This window comes from Herbaspirillum sp. 1130 (assembly GCF_017833835.1).
Taxonomy (GTDB): domain Bacteria; phylum Pseudomonadota; class Gammaproteobacteria; order Burkholderiales; family Burkholderiaceae_D; genus Herbaspirillum; species Herbaspirillum huttiense.
In genome coordinates this window covers 125,443-144,031 of the sequence record NZ_JAFICQ010000001.1, presented here as the reverse complement: position 1 = coordinate 144,031, position 18,589 = coordinate 125,443, and the positions used below count along the sequence as shown (strand labels likewise).

At 60.4% G+C, this 18,589-nt stretch carries 15 protein-coding genes and 1 tRNA gene; 6 read left to right on the top strand and 10 right to left on the bottom strand.

Going from position 1 to position 18,589, the window contains the following annotated elements; translation table 11 throughout:
• Window positions 1–12: 12 nt before the first annotated feature.
• On the bottom strand, window positions 13–1,230 hold the full coding sequence (locus JOD78_RS00705; protein ID WP_121039686.1) for a glycosyltransferase: 1,218 nt from the start codon (window positions 1,228–1,230) through the stop codon (window positions 13–15).
• 64 nt (window positions 1,231–1,294) lie between these two features.
• Window positions 1,295–2,311, bottom strand: a complete 1,017-nt coding sequence (locus JOD78_RS00700; RefSeq protein WP_166675542.1) for an NAD-dependent epimerase/dehydratase family protein — start codon at window positions 2,309–2,311, stop codon at window positions 1,295–1,297.
• A gap of 628 nt (window positions 2,312–2,939) precedes the next feature.
• Between JOD78_RS00700 and JOD78_RS00695 the strand changes: the two genes are divergently transcribed.
• The gene (locus JOD78_RS00695; RefSeq protein ID WP_209569109.1) at window positions 2,940–3,890 is read left to right on the top strand and encodes a sialate O-acetylesterase; all 951 of its coding nucleotides are present in this window, start codon (window positions 2,940–2,942) and stop codon (window positions 3,888–3,890) included.
• 33 nt (window positions 3,891–3,923) lie between these two features.
• Here JOD78_RS00695 and JOD78_RS00690 read toward each other — a convergent pair whose 3' ends face one another.
• The 4 genes from JOD78_RS00690 to JOD78_RS00675 form a co-directional block, all read right to left on the bottom strand.
• Window positions 3,924–5,081: an acyltransferase gene (locus JOD78_RS00690; protein ID WP_134135238.1), complete on the bottom strand. Its 1,158-nt coding sequence runs from the start codon at window positions 5,079–5,081 to the stop codon at window positions 3,924–3,926.
• A 306-nt stretch (window positions 5,082–5,387) separates the two neighbouring features.
• Window positions 5,388–5,464: transfer RNA gene (locus JOD78_RS00685), tRNA-Pro, on the bottom strand.
• A gap of 139 nt (window positions 5,465–5,603) precedes the next feature.
• Complete coding sequence (locus tag JOD78_RS00680) at window positions 5,604–6,359, bottom strand: hypothetical protein (protein WP_227022624.1); 756 nt, start codon at window positions 6,357–6,359, stop codon at window positions 5,604–5,606.
• Between the two features lie 283 nt (window positions 6,360–6,642).
• Window positions 6,643–6,897 (bottom strand): hypothetical protein, encoded by a 255-nt coding sequence (locus JOD78_RS00675; RefSeq protein ID WP_227022623.1) that lies wholly within the window; start codon window positions 6,895–6,897, stop codon window positions 6,643–6,645.
• A 291-nt stretch (window positions 6,898–7,188) separates the two neighbouring features.
• On the opposite strand from JOD78_RS00675, the gene JOD78_RS00670 reads away from it, so the two are divergent.
• Window positions 7,189–8,346 (top strand): glycerate kinase, encoded by a 1,158-nt coding sequence (locus tag JOD78_RS00670; protein WP_134135236.1) that lies wholly within the window; start codon window positions 7,189–7,191, stop codon window positions 8,344–8,346.
• 29 nt (window positions 8,347–8,375) lie between these two features.
• Here JOD78_RS00670 and JOD78_RS00665 read toward each other — a convergent pair whose 3' ends face one another.
• The gene (locus JOD78_RS00665; protein WP_134135234.1) at window positions 8,376–9,458 is read right to left on the bottom strand and encodes an acyltransferase; all 1,083 of its coding nucleotides are present in this window, start codon (window positions 9,456–9,458) and stop codon (window positions 8,376–8,378) included.
• A gap of 1,189 nt (window positions 9,459–10,647) precedes the next feature.
• Here JOD78_RS00665 and JOD78_RS00660 point away from each other — a divergent pair.
• The gene (locus tag JOD78_RS00660) at window positions 10,648–11,205 is read left to right on the top strand and encodes an FxDxF family PEP-CTERM protein (RefSeq protein ID WP_121039665.1); all 558 of its coding nucleotides are present in this window, start codon (window positions 10,648–10,650) and stop codon (window positions 11,203–11,205) included.
• A 120-nt stretch (window positions 11,206–11,325) separates the two neighbouring features.
• Here JOD78_RS00660 and galE read toward each other — a convergent pair whose 3' ends face one another.
• Both galE and JOD78_RS00650 read right to left on the bottom strand, forming a co-directional pair.
• Window positions 11,326–12,351 (bottom strand): UDP-glucose 4-epimerase GalE, encoded by a 1,026-nt coding sequence (galE, locus tag JOD78_RS00655; RefSeq protein ID WP_134135232.1) that lies wholly within the window; start codon window positions 12,349–12,351, stop codon window positions 11,326–11,328.
• A 92-nt stretch (window positions 12,352–12,443) separates the two neighbouring features.
• Window positions 12,444–12,965: a serine acetyltransferase gene (locus JOD78_RS00650; protein ID WP_121039659.1), complete on the bottom strand. Its 522-nt coding sequence runs from the start codon at window positions 12,963–12,965 to the stop codon at window positions 12,444–12,446.
• Between the two features lie 301 nt (window positions 12,966–13,266).
• Between JOD78_RS00650 and JOD78_RS00645 the strand changes: the two genes are divergently transcribed.
• From JOD78_RS00645 to JOD78_RS00635, 3 genes are read left to right on the top strand one after another with little or no spacing between them, the layout of a single operon-like run.
• Window positions 13,267–14,673, top strand: a complete 1,407-nt coding sequence (locus JOD78_RS00645) for an oligosaccharide flippase family protein (RefSeq protein WP_134135231.1) — start codon at window positions 13,267–13,269, stop codon at window positions 14,671–14,673.
• A gap of 44 nt (window positions 14,674–14,717) precedes the next feature.
• The gene (locus tag JOD78_RS00640; protein WP_158601241.1) at window positions 14,718–15,668 is read left to right on the top strand and encodes a polysaccharide pyruvyl transferase family protein; all 951 of its coding nucleotides are present in this window, start codon (window positions 14,718–14,720) and stop codon (window positions 15,666–15,668) included.
• Window positions 15,665–16,594, top strand: a complete 930-nt coding sequence (locus JOD78_RS00635; protein ID WP_158601240.1) for a beta-1,6-N-acetylglucosaminyltransferase — start codon at window positions 15,665–15,667, stop codon at window positions 16,592–16,594. Before JOD78_RS00640 ends, JOD78_RS00635 begins: the two co-directional genes overlap by 4 nt.
• A gap of 120 nt (window positions 16,595–16,714) precedes the next feature.
• Here the strand turns inward: JOD78_RS00635 and JOD78_RS00630 are convergent, their stop codons facing one another.
• Window positions 16,715–18,052 (bottom strand): oligosaccharide flippase family protein, encoded by a 1,338-nt coding sequence (locus tag JOD78_RS00630; RefSeq protein ID WP_134135228.1) that lies wholly within the window; start codon window positions 18,050–18,052, stop codon window positions 16,715–16,717.
• Window positions 18,053–18,589 lie beyond the last annotated feature (537 nt).

Sequence of the window (18,589 nt, the reverse complement as noted above, 5' to 3'; positions counted from 1 at the left end):
CTGCCTCTCCCTTCAGGCCTGCGGGCGACCGTGCGCGGCAAACAGCTGTTCCAGCTTGCCCACTTCGGTACCCAGATGATGCTTCTGGCGGACTGCCCGGGCACCGTGCTGGCCCATCGCTTGCAGCTGCTCCACCGATGCCGAGGTCACCTCGTCGATGGCCGTGACCAGCGCATCGACCGAGCCGGGTGCCACCACCCAGCCATTGACGCCGTCTTCAACCAGTTCGGGAATACCGGCGATGCGCGTGCTGATGACCGGGCGCGACAAGGCCAGCGCCTCCATCACCACCACCGGCAGGCCTTCAGCAAAACTGGGCAAGACCAGCGCCCGGCTGCGCTCGATTTCGGCACGCACTTCGGCACTGCTCTTCCAGCCAAGAATACGGATCACATTGCCCAGCGGACCGCCCGCCATGGCTTTCTCGATGAAGGGCCGCAGCGGGCCGTCACCGACCAGCACCAGCTCGCAGGGCTTGCCGGCCTTGACGTGCCGGGTGACCGCTTCAATCAGCAGCGGCACGCCCTTCTCTGCACACAGGCGGCCGACGAAGACCAGCCGCGGCACTTCCGGAATCGGCAAGGCCGGCGCATCCTCAAACGCGGGGCCGACGCCACAGCGCACCACGTTCAGACGCGGCCAGGCCTCGACCTCGGAAAACAGCATGCACTGGCTCTTGCAGAAATGCGTGATGGTGGCCGTGAAGGCCGAGCGCTGCACCTTCTCGCCCAGCGCCCAGGCCACCGGATGAAAGAAGATGCCCGGTCCGTGCACCGTCATGCTGTAGGGAATGCCGGAGAGCATGGAGGCATACATCGCCACCGTGGCCGAATTCTCGGCGATGTGATTGTGCAGGATCTCGATCTTCTGCTCGCGCAGTCGCCGTGCCAGGTAGCAGGCTTCGATCAGGTACAGCACGTGCAGCAAGGCAGGACGCAGACCGGCTGCGCGCGTGCGGCGGGCCAGCTTCAATACCTCCAGCACGCGGCCCGGCGATTGCAGCAAGGTCGACAGGGCTGCACCGAGCAGACGCGGCAGGCCGTTTTCCAGGATGTAGTCGGTGCTGGCCTGCTCGCTCTTGACGTCGGCACTCACGGCGGCGTCACCGGCTTCACGGCGGATCGAGAAGGTATGCACCTCGTGACCGCGGCGGCGCAGTTCCAGAACTTCGTTGCGGATGAAAGTGTCGCTGGCGCGCGCGTAGATGCTGGTCAGGTAGGCTATTCTCATTTTTCAGTGTTGCAGGCAGGTTGAGGGGGCATCAGGGGACGCAAACGAGCGTTGCATGCATGGATCATCCGGGCGCCCGTGCGGTTCCAATTCCTTCACTCCGCGCCCATTGCGCCGACTCCGCCAACCCTTGGGCATAGGGACGCGGGGCAAACCCGAGGTCGGAGCGCGCACGCTGGCCATCAAGGCGCAACTGCTGCTGCCACAAGCGCAGGAAGGACGGCGACAGCGCCACCGGCAGGCCCCGGCCGGACTTTCCCGCCGCGCGCGCGAGCCGCTGCAGCACACGGATGAAGAGCGTACCGAGCCTGGCATCGAGCTTGAGGCGAAGCGGCGAAATCCTGGCTGCTGCGCCAACACCCAGGGCCTGGGCCAGATCGACGAAATAACGGTTCCAGCGCGGACTGTCATCGCCGGTGAGGTTGAAGACGGGTGCCGGCACCGGGCTTGTATCAGGAGACCGGGATGTGTATTGCAGCGACAGCAGCACGGCCGCGCAGACGTCATCGACGTGGACCAGATTGGACCAGCCCTCGCCGCTCCCCCCCAGATCACCCAGCCTGCCGGCGGCCACCAGACGGGCCATCTGCTCCACCCACATGTCGCTGCCGGGCCCGTACACGCAGCCAGGGCGCAACATGACCAACGGATGCCCCGCCGCTGCATAAACCTTCATATGTTCTTCGGCCTCGCATTTGGCCTGGGCGTACCAGCTGGCTGCGGGGTCCAGCTGGCTGTCTTCGTTCAGACACCCTTCCTGATTGCCATAGACCGCCATGGAACTCATGTGCACGATGCGCGGGCGAGAGGTCTGCAAGGCGGCCTCGACCAGCAACTGTGCGCCACGGCCAATGGCATCGCCGTGGCCGGCCACGCAATTGACGACTGCGTCGATATCGCCCAGCGCCTGGCGCAGGCTGGCGGCATCGAGGGTATCAACCTGGCGAAACACCAGACCATCGGCGCGCGCGGCAGGCGCGCGACGCCCCGCCAATACCGGCGTGGCCCAGCCACTGTCGCGCAGGCGCGTAACCAGCCGCTGTCCGATGAATCCGGTTGCTCCGAGCACTAGCACTTTCACATGGGCTCCCGTTGACTTTTTCAAAAATGAATGAGGGGTTGTTGCGTTGTAGTTGCCTGCATAGTCAGCGTATTCAGGCCAGCCTGTTGCTGCAGGTGCCGCCAGGCCCGATGACGCCGAGGCACGCGGTCGAGGCCATGACGCTTGTTCTTGATTCTTTCCGACAGCCATGATGCGGCCATGGGCCGCTACCGGCCTGCAGCCCTCCGTATGAGACGCACCAACGGACAAGGTTTTTTGCGCCGCATCATTTTGAGTTGCCAATATTACACGGCTGACAATCTGTGAGCAATATTGGACACGAGGCAAACTGATCTACCGCATGCGGCCTGCCTTCAGTACTCAAGCTCCGCAGGATGCAGAATTTTATATTGCGCCGCATCATTTAAAATTCCTCGCATCAATATTTCCATAAGTCCATACCCATAAAGACTTTCCGCTTGACAATGCGATTGACAAAAGCCCTGACTTCGAGAGTTTTTATTGCAGACGCACAAAGCGAATGTTAGAGTTTCGACATCTTCTGCTCGGTGCAGTGGCAATGCGAACAGAAGGCGCTTGATGAAGGACCTGGCAGGTCCCGCGAGGGGTCGGCCGCCGTATCCGACGACCCGGGGGGGGGGGGCAGATGGAGAAAACACAAGCGGGCGCGAGAGCGCTCAAATATGCAGGTTTGGCCACCTTGCTTGGACTGGCGTGCCTGACGATGCTGGCCCTGGGCATCCAATCGGCCCTGAGCCAGAACCAGCTGTTCAACCTGGCGGTGAAGATCAAGCGCCATTTCGTGCCGCCGCAGACCTTGTCCTTCGGCTATACCCACACCCAGAGCAATGCGCTGGACCAATTGGTCAGCGACTCCTCCAAAGTGCCCGTCCCTGCGCCTGTTCTCACTGACAGGAGCATGGTCGCGTTCGCCTTTGGCCAGAGCAATTCGGCCAACAGCATCGGCGAGCGCCAGCAGGCTGCTACCGGCAAGGTGTTCAACTATTTCGAAGGCCGCTATTACAAGGCCGCCGATCCGCTGCTGGGCGCGACTGGCAGAGGCGGCAGCCTGTGGACCACCCTGGCCAACAAGCTCATCAGCCAGGAGATGGCCGACCAGGTCGTCCTGATGTCAGCGGGGGTCGGCGGCAGTTCGGTGGCACAGTGGCGCAAAGGCGGCAACCTCAATGGCATGTTGGAAGCGCGGCTGCAGGACGCGCAGAAACAGGGGCTGAACGTGACCCACTTCTTCTGGCATCAGGGCGAGATCGACAACAACAATGCTTATCGGGACTACGAGGCAGGACTGACCGAGATCATCCAGCTGACCCAGCGCTACTTCCCGAATGCCCGTTTCTTCGTGGCGCAGGCATCGGCATTCTGCCCGCTGCCCTCCTCGCGCGAGATCCTGGACAGCCAGCGCGCGGTGACACGACTCAAGAATGTGTATCTGGGCCCCAATACGGACCTCATCGGGCCGGAAGACAGGTCGGATGGCTGCCACCTTTCCGGCCGCGGGGCGGAGAAGGCGGCGGCGGAATGGGTGGAGCTGATTCGTCATCCGCAGAAGGCGGTGGGAAGTGCGACGCAAAGCTAGACAGCCGATCGCCGCAGACCCCGTCGGTTTGCCTCACGCCCCCGCACCGGGCAATGGGGCTTTAGCCACAGATCCCGCCCGCAAAACAGGCTTATCGATCCGGGCGAATGCACGCGCTCGCAGATAAAGGGGCTTGATCACGGAAGATAGCGCTGGCTCCGCGTAGCGGGCGATCAACCACCCCAGGCCGACGACCGCACAGATCGGCAGCACGGGAAGCAGCCCCGGCGGAATCCAATGAGCCACGTTGGCAAGCTTGAGCGTCAACTGGACCATGATATTTTCATGCACGAGATACAAGGGATAGCTGATGTAACCGATGAACAGCAGCAGGCGGCTCCTCAAGATTGGCCTGAGCCATTCTCCGTACACCGAAATCGCAAAGAAAGCGGCGATCAGAAGTGCGGCCAGGACCGTCGGAATGCTCAGCGACATGCTCACCTGATGCGTAGTCAGCGCGGCAGGAACAACAAGCATTGACGCGGCGAGGAAAAGCGACATGGCGCGCGTCTGGAAAAACCGGTAATACAGCGCGCCCGCGGCGAACCATCCGAAATATTCCGCAGAAGTCCAGCTACGGAAGATCTCAAGCAAATGCAGGGAAATCCCCGGTGCCACCAGCGGGAACAGCTCATAGGAAACCGCGATGAAGAACATCAAGGTAATGCCGGCGATAGCAGCGATTTCACCAAAGGCAAAGAACAGGAGTCCGGCAAACGCGTAGAAGCGAACTTCGACGTAAAGGGACCAGAAAGAGCCCTCCAGGACAGGCTGCGCCGAGCCCAACAGTTTCGACCAGGTTTTAGGTTCAATGAAGGTCAGGCCGGGAAGCATCGCCCGCAAAGAAACCTCCCGGACTCCCGGCATGAGAAAGGTAAAGGTCACATAGACGATCACGCTGCAGATCAGCATTGCGGGAAAGAGTCGCAACCAACGACGGAGCATGAAATCCACAAAGCCCCTGCACTTCTCCAAGGTCATGAAAATGACAAACCCCGAGATCAGGAAGAAAAGCTGAACCCCCAGCCACCCATACTGAAAAACGGGGACCGTCGCAAAATGATCCCCGAATGGCATCACATCCGGATACCGCGCATAGGCGTGGAATCCGATTACCAGCAGGATTGCCAGCCCGCGCATGCCATCGAGGAAATCGATTCTCGAATGGTTTGACATTGCCGTGTTTTCCATGGTCGACCCCGCTTTGAAGCGCGCTGATGAAGGTCGGGCTTTGAGAAAACGGAACAGCTAAAGTTCTGCTTTTCTTCTTGTTTGCTGAAGGCGCGAGTGCGGCAATACGGGAGAGGAGAAGGAAGAGGGAGGCGCGCCTGGCGGCCGAGCCACACCGCAGACGCCGAAAAATCAGCGAAGAAGCAATACATGCGCGAATGCAGAGCTGCCCTTATCCAAGGCCCCAAAGCAAAACGGCAGTGATATCAGAAATCCGATATCACTGCCGTTGTTCATGCAGCTTTTGCCGCAACTGCTTGATTCTATTGGTCGGGACGGTGTGATTCGAACACACGACCCCTTGCACCCCATGCAAGTACGCTACCAGGCTGCGCTACGCCCCGACTGAAGACAAAGATTATAGAGCGCTTATGTTATTAAATCAACTGTTTCTGCAAAACATTTTTCATCATTTCGCGAAACGCCCTGGCCCGCCCTTCCCTGACAATTCAACCGCCATCGCCGCAGCGACCTCACGATCCATCACCGCCCGGAAAAGAATTCATTGAGCAGGAAATTCTGCAGCCCCTTGGTATCTTCCTGCCGCGCCGACAAGGTCACCACGCGGCCCAGCTTCTGTGAATCGAAATTGAAGTCGCCCTGGTAGTAGCGGCGGATCAGCGCAATCATGCTGTTGACCACGGCCAGCTGCACATTGCCCCCAAACCCTGCGTCGACTTCGATCAGCTGGTTCTGGCTGCGGCGCTGGTCGGTAGTCCAGCCACGGAAGCTGTACTGCGCCACGCGCGGCCCCATGCTGATGATCTGAAATACGCCATTGGTGCCACGGCCACGCCGTTCCTGAAAGGCGATATTGGCGCGGGCAATGTCGTTGGCAGAGGGATTTTCCGCGGCACGTGCCGCAGCATTTTCCTGGGCCGCAGCCTGCTCGGCATCTTCTCGCTTCTGTTGATTGCGCTTCAACGACGCCATGAAATCTTCCGCAGGAGCGGCCGGTGCAGCGGCCGCAGCATTGCGGCTGGGTGCCTCGGTCACCGGCAACGGGGTCCGCTGGGGAACCGAAGGACGCGCCACCGGAGCGCTACGGCGAGGCGCCGGCTTGGCGACCGGCTTCTTCTGGACCAGCTCCGGCTTCTTGGGCTCCGGGGCGGGCTTGGGCGGTTCCGGTTGCACCACGGGTGCCGCAGGACGGATGAAGCTGACCTGCAAGGGCGCATCGGGACGGCCGGGAGACTCCAGCCTCGGAGGCGTTTCGGTCAGTTTTGCGCGCACGAACATGAACAACACCGCATGCACCAGTATGGACGAAGCAATACCCAGCGCAGTTCTGCGCCGGGAGCGGGCAAGGATGTCTGTTCGGGTCGACGAAACGATAAAACTCATACGGTGTGAAGACAGCGGCGAATAAGCGACTGCGGTCCATGCCCGCGCGCCCCGGACCAGGCCACTCATGCGCTTGTCCGCTCCAGCCCTGCCATGCTAACCCATCAACAAAGGCGACATTTTAGCCGGTTTTGAACTGCTCACCGGCCTGATAGCGCCCAGTTTCTCTGCATAACTCTCAGCGCCAGCGCCCGCGGCCACCCCATCCGCTGCTGTATCCGAAATAGAAGGACGACGACGGATAGCTATAAGCCGGATAGGCGGGATACGCCGGATAAGCAGGATAGGCGTAATACGGTGAATACACCGGCTGCGCCGGGTAGACCGCCGCGCCATTGTAGGGACTGGCAGGGACGGCCACACAGCCGCCCAGCAGCAATGCGGCGGGCAGCACGGCCATCAGCAAGGCAGAACGCGGTAAGGGCTTCATCATGAACTCCAGCGGCGCAACGGCACCAACATGACACTATGGCCCGGCGTCGCCGTGCCCGCCAATCTCCTTACCATTTGTTACTCGCTTCATTCATGTCGACGCGAGGATGCAGCAATCTTCACCAAGCGTTATTACTGCCTATACCAGTGTGGCCATAATGAAGCGCAGCGCTGCTTATATAATGTCGCGGCAACAAGCCGAGCCGGGCCACCCTCCGGCACCACAATCAAAACGAGACCCTCCGGCGCGCCCTGCCCTGCAGCGCGCCTGCATCAGGACAAGCCGATCATCATGACCACCCCTGCCTCCCGTCGTGCCCCCATCGTCGTCATCGCTCCCGACTCCTTCAAAGGTTCACTCTCCGCCGAGGAAGTGGCTGCGGCCATCGGTGCCGGGATCCAGGCAGCACTTCCCGAAGCTCAGGTCCGGCTGTGCCCGATTGCCGATGGCGGCGAAGGCACGCTCGACGCCCTCATGCACGCCGGCGGCGAGCGTCTGACCGTCGACTGCCGCAATGCCGCCGGCCAGCCAGCCTCGGCTCCGGTGGGCATCCTCAAGGACGGCAGCGCCGTCGTGGAATCAGCCGCCATCGTCGGCATCACTGATGCCGCCGGCATGGCCGTCGCGGTCAACCAGCGCACCACGCTGGGCGTCGGCGATGCCATCGGCCAACTGCTGGACCGTGGTGCCCGTCATTTCCTGGTGGCGCTTGGCGGCAGCAGCACCAACGATGGTGGCGCCGGGCTGCTGGCAGCGCTGGGCGTGAAGTTTCTTGACGCCTCCGGCGCGATCGTGCCGCCGGTGCCGGCACAACTGCAGCGCGTGACGCAGGTGGATGCCTCGGGGCTGGATGCACGGGTCAAGGAGGCCCATTTCGTGGCGATGTCGGACGTCGACAATCCCTTGTGCGGCGAAGAAGGAGCGACCGCCGTGTTTGGTCCGCAGAAAGGCGTGCGGCCCGAGCAGGTGGCCTTGCTGGACGGCGCACTGGCACACTTCGCTGGCGTGCTGGAACAGGCGCTCGGCCGCCATGCCGCCGGCCAGCCCGGCGCAGGTGCCGCCGGCGGACTCGGCTACGCACTGCTGATGCTGGGCGCGCAATTCCGCTCGGGTGCCGAGACCGTGGCCGACCATATCGGACTCGATGAGGCGCTGGCGGGCGCGGACTGGCTCATTACCGGCGAAGGCCGCAGCGATGCACAAACCCTGCACGGCAAGGCCCCCTTCATCGCCAGCCAGCGCGCGCGTCGCGCCGGGGTGCCGACCACCCTGCTCTCGGGCGGAATCGATCGCAAGTCGCTGGAAAAGCTGCAGACCAGCTTCTCCGGGTGCTTCTCCATCACCTTCGGACCGATGAGCCTGCAGGACGCCATCGCTCAGGCACCGGGCTTGCTCAAGGACAGCGGCGAACAGCTGGCACGCTTGTGGCAGGCCGCGGCCCCGCGTTGAGCGGGGGCTGACGCATCAGCGGGCCACACTCAGACCGGGGCCGCATTCTCGCCGGAGGCAACCGTCCGCGCCCCGCCGAAGCGGGCCATCAGGCGGCGTGTCAGGGGCTTTTCCAGCAGCAGATAAGACAGGCAACCTACGGCCGTGGCCGTGAGCACGGCGGCCAGGCAGATCAGGCCGTAGGCATGCGGCATCCATTTCAGGCCGACGATCACGACGGCGGGCATGATAAAGCCGTGGGCGAGATAGGTGGAATAGGAGGCATCGCCCAGCAAGGCCAGGCGGCCGGCCTGCCGGCGCACCCATTCAAAACGCTCCATCCAGGCCAGGCCCAGTACCAGCATGGCGGACGGCACACCCAGAGCGATGAAGCGGTCCACCTGCAGCCGATGGACAAACAGCGCAAATACTGCCACCGCAATCAGCGCGGCAGGCACCCACACTGGCGGCTGCCTGAACTGCATCCACACGCGTGCCACCGCCATGCCCAGCAGGAATTCGAAGAGGACCGAGCGTCCGAAGAACTGCGCCAGGACGCCGGCACCCCAGGCGTGGGCCACGATGAAGAGCAAGCCGAGGATCACGGTCGCCGTCTTCAGGCGTGGCAGCCGCAATGCGATCACGCCGGCCAGCACGGCGTAAAACAGCATCTCGAAACTGAGGGTCCAGCCGGACTCCACCAGTGGCAGGAGCTCGCCACTGGCCGGTGAGACCATCGGGTAAAACAGCAAGGAGCCCAACAGATACAGGAACGGCAATCCCTCCGCAAAGGCCCTGGACCCGATGGTCAGCACGATGGCCGCCTTGGACAAGGTATAGAACCAGTACATCGGCACAATACGGATCAGCCGCCGGCGAAAGAACATGCTGGCCGTAGCAACCGCATCCGCTGGCGCTGGCCTGCGGCGGGTAGACAGGTACATGACCAGCCCGCTGATGACGAAAAAGATGTCTACCCCCACCCCGCCAAACTCGTGCCAGTAGGACAGCAAGTCGCCCTGCCCGCTGCGCGCCCGCAGTTCCAGCGCCGCGTGCTGCGCCACCACCAGTGCGGCGGCCACACAGCGCAGGAATTGCACCGTCAACAGATGATTGCCCGATGTTGTCAGCATGTTTTTCCCCGATTGAAGTCAAGCCGTCAACGTTCACGCCCCGGTTGCATGATCTGAACCGGCTGCGTGAACGCCCCCTGATGCCTTCCCGCAGCAAGCGGCCGCCCGGATGCGGTTGCCGTAACACCCCCACCGCTCGCCAGCCCCGCACCCGATTCAGCGTGGAGGGACGAGCGAGGTCTGCAAGGGCCTGTCGGGCAGATCCTTGCGACGATGCGTTTCAGGGGTTTCCAGAGGTAGTGGCTCGCACTTTGAATGTCCGCCACTCCTCCCCAGGGGTGTCGGGCCAGCGTGCGCTACCAGTCAACAACGGCGATCAGGCAGACTTTGCTGCGGTGTAATGCATTCCTTTATTTTTCGAAAATGTAGATAAGCGGCAATTATTAACCATCAACAACGCGCAAAACACCTTCTTCGTCTGTCTACTATATTGCGCAGAGCAGCATTTGTCGATTTCATTTTATGCAATACAGCATAATTATTTTACAACAACATAAAACCGCCGTTCCGAACGGTGGCGGGTGAATGCCGATAGCTGCCCGGCATCAATATCTCATCCCAACTTCCCCTTCAACCTGATCCGCAAGCAAGCAACGCAGCCTCCTGAACTCAGTATCGAGCTCCGCATGTGATTTTTTACGACAGTTTTGCAATGAACTCTGACCCATGCCAAATCTGAACGAAAAAGATTGCAAATAAGTAATTAAATTCTGTCAGGAAAATGTAAGCATCATTTCCCCACCCCGTGAAAATTCACGAACAAACAGCGCTAAATCATTGATTTTTAAACAATAAAATTGGTCATTTTTTGTTATTCAAAAGATAATTTTATTGCCGTACGGATCAGTTCATTTCCGCAGTGCACTACTCATCAGTAGTGCGCTGCGGAAACAGTGGAAATCCTTTACTGGCGCGGCTTTCCGGCCGATTAAAAAAACCGGGAAGTTTGTGTTTTTTGTCGTTTTTTTATTGCTTGCGCGAGAAAGCAAATGTTATAGTTCCGACATCAACGCATGTTTTGTTACAAGTGTCAGAGGTTGTCAGCAGAAATTGCATATCTGACAATTAGAAGATTGACTGCGACACAAGAGTCACGGGCAATCCAGCATCAAGTGAGTTGATTTGTTTGAATGGAAAGCGCCACGCGCAATCCTCTTCATTAATTGCCGCATCCCTAAGGATTGATCCCATGAAAAAACTTCTCGCTGCCTCGGCCATCGCAATGGCCCTGAGCTTTGCCGGTACCGCCGCGCAAGCTGCCCCCCTGACTTTCTCGTCCAATGGCGTAGCCACGTTCAGCAACGTCATCACGACCGGTGCTGGCTCGACCTTCAGCGACAACTACACCTTCTCGCTGCCGGGCAACAGCAGCGCATCGGGCTCGCTGACCACCATCACCCTGGGTCAACTGCTGGGTCTGGCCATCAACAGCGTCACCCTGACCAACACCACGACCAATACCGTGTTCAACGCCGTGCTCAATTCGAGCAGCTCGTCGACCGGCACCAACTACTCGATTCCCGTCACGCTGCTGACCGGTGGTTCGTACAAGCTCAACATCGCTGGTAGCGTGTCCGGCATCAGCGGTGGCTTCTACGCCGGCGGCCTGAACGTTGCAGCCGTGCCGGAAGCCTCGACCACCGCCATGATGCTGGGTGGCCTGGCACTGGTGGGCTTCGTGGCCCTGCGTCGCCGTCGCAACGAAGACAGCAAGTCCTTCGCAGCCTCGCAGATGACCGCTGCCTGACCTGCAAGACTGGCCTGCCAGAACTGCCAAAAGAAAACGCCCGATTCATATCGGGCGTTTTTTTGTATGGAGCAACGCTGCTTAAAGACAGCGCCGGGAAGGACGCTGCCTCCCCGCTTCCTACTCTTCCGTAGCCAGCTTCTTGGCCAATGACTGCCAGCGCCAGGTATCGGCACACATGGCATCCACGTCACGCACGGCACGCCACCCGAGCTCACGCTCGGCGCGATCGGTGGCCGCATAGCACATGGCGATGTCGCCGGGACGGCGTGCGGTCAGCTGATGGGGCAGTTTCTTGCCACAGGCCTTCTCGAAGGCAGCCAGCATTTCCAGCACGCTGTTGCCGCGTCCGGTACCGAGATTGTAGATGCGCACGCCCGGGCCCTCGCCCAGCTTGACCAGTGTCTTGAGATGGCCCAGCGCCAGGTCCACGACGTGGATGTAGTCGCGCACGCCGGTGCCGTCCACCGTGGGATAGTCGCTGCCATAGACAGCCAGGCTGGCGCGGCGGCCATCGGCCACCTGCGCGATGAAAGGCAGCAGGTTGTTGGGAATGCCGCTCGGATCCTCGCCGATCAGCCCGCTCTCATGCGCGCCGACCGGATTGAAATAACGCAGCAAGGCAATGTGCCAATCGGGGTCCGAGACATGAATATCGCCCAGAATCTGCTCCACCATCAGCTTGCTGCGGCCATAGGGGTTGGTGGCCGACAGGGGAAAATCTTCCGTGATCGGCACCGAGGCAGGATCACCATAGACCGTGGCCGACGAACTGAACACCAGCTTCTTGACGCCGTGCCGTGCCATCGCGGCAAACAGCAGGTTGCTGCCGTTGACGTTGTTGTCGTAGTAGCGCACCGGCTGCTGCACCGATTCGCCGACTGCCTTGAGACCGGCGAAGTGAATCACCGCATCGATGGCATGCGTGCTGAAGACCTGGTCCAGCAGGGTCGCATCGCGGATATCGCCTTCGATGAATACCGGCGTCCTGCCCGAGATCTGCGCCACCCGATCGATGACGCTGCGGCGGCTGTTGCAGAGGTTGTCCAGCACCACCACGTCGTAGCCCGCATGCAGCAGCTCCACGCAGGTATGAGAGCCGATGTAGCCGGCACCGCCGGTCACCAGGATCGTTTGCTTGGCCATCTTGTTCCTTGTAGTTCAGTGAAGAAGTCTGTGAAGCATCCCTGACCGGGCACATCCGCACCCGGCAGCGATGCCTGAAACGCAGCGGCAGGTCAAGCCGCCGGCTCGCGCGCAACGACCTTCGCGGGCGCGCCCACGACGGTGGCACCGGCCGGCACGTCATGCAGCACCACCGACATGGCACCGATCTTGCTGCCATCGCCGACGTGAACGCCGCCGAAGACCTGCGCATAGGCACCAAACTCGACGTTGTCGCCGATGACCGGAACCGGACCATCTTCCCTGCGGTTGCCGATGGTCACGCCCTGGCGCAACGTGCAGCCCGCGCCAAGCACCACGTCGGCGTGCAGGAAGATGTTGCCAAAGTGCCAGATGCGCAGTCCTGGTCCGATGCGGGCAGTGCGGGGCAGGCTGATACCAAAGGCGGTTTCCACGAAACGGAAGGCCGCCCAGTAGAACACATTGCTGAGCTTTCTCTTGAGCCCGGGCGGGGCGGCTTCGATGCGGCGGCCCCAGCGGTAGACCCAGATTGCCCAGATCGATTGCTCTTTCAGGAAAGGACGGCGCATGTTGTAGCGACGAAGGTCGGCATCCCAGTCAGGATCCTTGCTCATCGGAAAATCCTTTCATATAGCGCTTGGCAAAGCTGCATGTTGTTTTGTCTGCTGCACCGAGCCTTCAAATGAAAGAAAGTTCTCTTTCAGTGCAGCAATTTTTTAAAATAATCTGGTTGAAATCAGCGCCATTTACACATCACAATATTATCTGTGCGCCGCAACAATATGATAAATTCGACGCGCTGGCTAGGGGCAGGACACAGGCCACACGTGCGTTTCCGGGCGGAAAGCTCATCCGGACAACGTGAAAATATAACGGAGGGCATGAACCCTCTTCACCGGTAACTCCCCCGACGCAATGTCCAAGAACAGCGTGCTGTGCGCGCTGCTCTTGTATTTGCGACCAGACCATTACAACTCGTCCAGACCGATGTCCTTCAAAGAGATAGTCAAATCCTCAGGCAAAACACTCCTCACCACGGTCGGCGTCACCGCGATCGGCTTCATCATCTCCGTACTGACGGCACGCATCCTTGGCCCTGAAGGCCGCGGCCTGCTCTCCGGTGCCCTGCTCATCATCAGCCTGTCCAGCTCCATCGCCACTTGCGGACTGGCTTATACCTACATCTACCATCGCGGTGCCGGGCAACAATTCGCCCAGAAACGTTTCGTGTTCCTGTCGGCGCTGTTCATCGGCCTGCTGGCCGCGCTGCTGGCCCTCGTCGGACTGATGTTCAACCACAACGTCGAACTGCGCGAGCACCTGCCGCTGATCATCGGCTTCGCCCTCATCACGGCGCTGCAAAATTACCTGATCAACCTGACGCAGATGCAACCGAGCCTGAGTTTCCTCAACGTCACCCGCATCGCCGGTGTGCTGCTCAACGTGACGGCGCTGGGCTTGCTGTACCTGCTGCTGCGCCCGGTCGATTTCGTCCAGATCCTGATCGGGCAACTGGTATGCGCCCTGCTGCTGATCGGCCTGTGCCTGAACTGGGCACGCAGCAACGTGTTCAGCACTGCTGCGCCGAACCCGCAGCAAGCGGCCGCGCCGCAGGCAAAGACCAGCCAGATGCTCAAGTACGCCTTCAACCAGCACGGCACGGTGCTGGTCGGGCTGGCGCTGACCAATTTCGACAAGGTCTATCTGCTCAAGGTGGCGACCATCGTCGAGTTCGGCTACTACTCGCTGGCCTTTACCACCTCGCGTCTGATCGGGGTGCTCTACGACGCCATGAACACCGCACTTTATTCGCGCTATGCCGGCAAGGAAGAAGGAGAACTCAGCCGCAGCATCAACATGGCCTTCCGCTTCACGCTGCTGCCCATGCTGCTGCTGGCCGCGTTCGGTGCGGTACTGGCACCGTGGCTGATCCACCTGGTCTATGGCCCCAAGTTCGCCTCGGTGACGCCGACCTTCATCATCCTGATGTTCGAATGCGTGATCTCGGGTGCCGGCTGGACGCTGGCCCAGCGCTTCAATGCGGCAGGCCGGCCCGGACTGGTGCTGGTGCGCCAGCTCATCTCGATCGTTCCGGTAGTCGCCCTGCTGCCCTTCCTGCCGAGCGAAAACATCGCGGTCTACCTGGCGTTGCTGATGTTGCTGGGCGCGTCGCTGCGCATGGCCATCACCCTGGTGATCTATCCCTACGTCCTGCGCGAACCCATTCCACGCCTGTTCCCCTCGGCCGATGAAGTCCGCAAGGTCATCGCCATGGCACGCGCACAATGGCAACGCCGTATGCATAAAGGAGAATCCGCATGAACCGCTCATTCCCCCTCTCGATCTCGTCACAAGAAAGTCAAGTAATGAACAAGCATTCTGAAGTCATGGAAGGCCTCAAGGCACATCACGCAATCATCGCCGGGATGCTCAAGGGGAAGCGATTCCATTACATCGACATCCCGATTCACGACAACATCGGGGACTTGCTCATCATGCTGGGGACCCTGCGGTTCTTCGAGACCAATCACCTGAAGCCCGCTACCATCTCGACCACGCATTCCTTCAAGCACGAGTGGGTCAAACCTGGCGATGTCCTCGTATTCCACGGGGGTGGCAACTTCGGTGACCTCTATGGCCACATCCACCAGGATCGTGAAAAAGTGATCATGGCCTTCCCCGGCAACCAGATCATCCTGATGCCGCAGACGCTGTTCTTCTCGTCCGACGCGGCACGGGCACAATCGGCAGCCAATCTCTCCAGGCACCCGGATCTGCATCTTTTCGTGCGTGACCTGGTTTCCCAGAAGATGGCCTACGAGTTCACCCCCCACGTCTATCTCGTTCCGGACATGGCGCATCAGCTTTACCCTGTCGCCACCCCGGACAAGCAAGGCCAGGGCATCGTGCGCATTCAACGTGTGGACAAGGAAAAGCCCAACACTCCTGAAAGCCTGCGCCAGCTGTCGATCCGGACCACGACCGATTGGATCGAAGTCATCGGGGAAGATCGCAAGCTGATCAATCTCTTCGAGAAGCTCGAGTGGCGACTCAATCATCACGGCTGGCATTCCGGCCTGACCGCCCTGGCCAAGTGGTACTGGGCTCCGGTTTCGCGGCGCTACGTGAAGAAGGCAATCAAGGTGTTCGCCGACCATGAAAGCGTGGTCACCGACCGGTTGCACGGCCACATCCTGGCCTGCCTCATGGACAAGAAACACGTCGTCATCGACAACAGCTACGGCAAGAACTCCACCTACATGAACCAGTGGACCATCGAAAGCCCGCTGACCACGCTGGTGCGGGAGAGCACGTGAAAATCGCCTACCTCATCCTCGCGCACAACAACCCCAGGCTACTGGAACGGCTGATTGCCGAACTCTCCAGCGAGCGTGCCACTTTCGTTCTGCACATCGACAGCAAGGCCGATATCACGCAGTTCGAACGGCTGCGCGCGATGCCGCGGGTCCTGTTCTGCGACAAGCGCATCAACGGGGCATGGGGTGATTTTTCGCTGGTGCAGGCCACCCTGAACATGATGGAACTGGCCCTGCAGCACGAGCCGCAAACCGGCCGCGTAGTTCTGCTCAGCGGCAGCACCCTGCCGATCCAGCCAAGGTCGTACATCGAAGATTTCTTCCAGCGCCAGGCGGATGCGAACTTCATGGAAGCCTACCCGATGCCCAATGAAGAATATGGCAAGCGCATTGGCCGGCTGGCCCATTACTGGGTGCGCCGGGCCAGACCGCTCATGCGTTACCGCTGGAAGTTGCAGGACCTGATCATCCGCTACGCGCCGCTGCGCGATTACCGCAAGGCGCTGGGCGAACTGCAGCCCATGGCCGGCTCCCAATGGTGGGCAGTGACGGGCGAGGCTTGCCGCTACATGCTGGACTACCACCGGCGGCACCCCCGGCTGGCGTCGTTCTGCAAGCATGTCGACTGCCCTGATGAATTCTTTTTCCAGACCATCCTGGGCAATTCGGAGCATGGCAAGGATCTGCAGCCAAGCATCACCTATACCGACTGGCAGCCGAAACGGGATAGCCCGGAAACCTTGACGCAATCCTACCTGGCGCATTTCGCGCAGCCCGTCGTGATGGCTTCGGAGCGGCACAACTGTCCGTTGCCGGGTGGCGAAGTGCTGTTTGCACGCAAGTTCAACGAAGAGCCATGGCAGGTCGTCGAAACCCTGCTGGAGAACAACCAGCGCAAGGCGCAGACTACCCTCTCCCCTCACTGAACACCAGACAGCCAGACAGCCGATCTCAGCCCTCCGCCACTGCGCCGAGGGCTGTTTTTTCATGTCCGCCAGTTGCAGTGACTCTCCCGGGACAGGCACGCAACCCGCCCGGGAACTGGCTCAGGCAGACTCATTGCCGCCCAGGCGGCGACGCTCCCATCGGGCCTTGATCATGCCGACCAGCTTGCGAATCTCGGCCATGGTCGGGACCAGGCGCGGAACCGGTTGCTTGAGCACGTAGGGATACATCGCCAGCGTGATGATCATCCGCAGCACCGCACCCAGCAGCATCAGCAGGGCCAGATAGACGGAGATGTTCTCCTTCGGCAGGAAGGGCAGCATCAGGACCAGCGGGATGAGCGACAGCACATGGCGTCGCAAAATCAGGCCAGGCTTGCCGCCGGCATTGAAACGCTGGGCCAGGGTCCAGGCAGCTCCCGACAGCACGCATTCAAACATCAGGATGATGAAGCTCGGCGTCACCGAGTCGAACTTGGGGCCGTAAGCCAGGCGAATCAGCCACGGGGCCAGCACCGAGCCAATCCCTGCCAGCACCAGCATGGGCACGAGCGTGAAGCGGAAAGCCGTGTTGATGCTGGAATTCAATTCCCCCTCCTCCTTGCCGGCATAGCGCGAATAGAGGGCCGTATTCATCGCCTCGTGGATCGCACCGATCAGGCGCGAGGTGGTGAAGGCCAGCGTGTAGTAGCCGAACTCCTCGATGGTACCGACCTTGAGCAGGTAGACCTTGTCGAAATAGGTCATGGCCAGCGCCACCAGCCCGGTGCCGTGCTGGTTCAAGGCGTATTTAACCATGTCGGAGGTGCGCGCCCGCGGCAGGCTGGCCAGCTCGGCCGGTGCCGGGCGGGCGCTGAACAGGTAGAGGCGGCACCACTGCAGGCACATGGCGATGAGCACCAGCGCACACACCATTTGCCCGATCAGGATGTATTCGAATTGCACTGGTCGGCACAGCCAATACAGCACACCCAGCGCAGCCAGGTTGAAGATCGCTCCGGAAATGCGCGTCAGGTTCAGGAAGGCCAGCGAGGTTTCCAGCTGCGACAGGTTGAACAGGTAATTCTGCAGGCCCGTGACCACTGCAAAGGCGGTAATGAGCGCGATGTGCTGGTGCAAGATGGCGTTGTCGTTGATTCGGACACCTACTGCGGCCAGCAGCAGTGTCCCGACGCCGATCACCAGCGCCGACAGATACACGAAGCGCCGCTGATGGAAGTACAGCCCGGTACCGCGGAAGTAGATGTAGCTGTACGCCAGATCCCAGCGCCCCAGCGCCGTCGACAGGCCGATGATGAGCAATGAGCCCGACAGCAGTCCGCGCCCCTCCGGACCCAGCATGCGCGTGGTCAACACAGAAATGGCAAAACCGAGCACCGTCACGCCGACCGTGGTCAGCAGGGTTCTTCCGGAAGACTTGACTATCTCTTTGAAGGACATCGGGTATGGATTTGATGGGATCGAAGACCGCGTGCAGCGGCGTCAGAAACAAGCAGAAGCCTTCAGCTGCTGCGCAAGGTCGGCAACGAAGCCGGCAGAGCCACGAAGCGCGTGGCACGCAACGGACATCGACGCCAGGAGTCCTGTGAACGGCGGCAGCTCATCTGTAAAGAGCGGTAAGGAATTTACCATAATGCTGCGGCGCACAGTAAAGAATTCGTGGTCATAAAAACAAACTTGACGCATTGTTATGCTCGCATAAAAAACGGTCCAGAAACAAATAAAAAATCACTTGGATCGGTTTTTATACGCACTGTTACCTCTTGAAACACCCTTCCTGACAAAGCACTGACAGCGCACTGACGTGCCACTGACGCCGCAGCCAGTAACGCGCAAATTAATAAAACTCGCGTTTTCCAAGTACGTATTTGCTGACAAAAGACTGACAAACCCTCATTTACATATTGCAGTGCAACATGTAAGGATATGCGCAAGCGGTGATCGCCACCAATCTGGCGGCTGTGGGGGCGTCAAGCA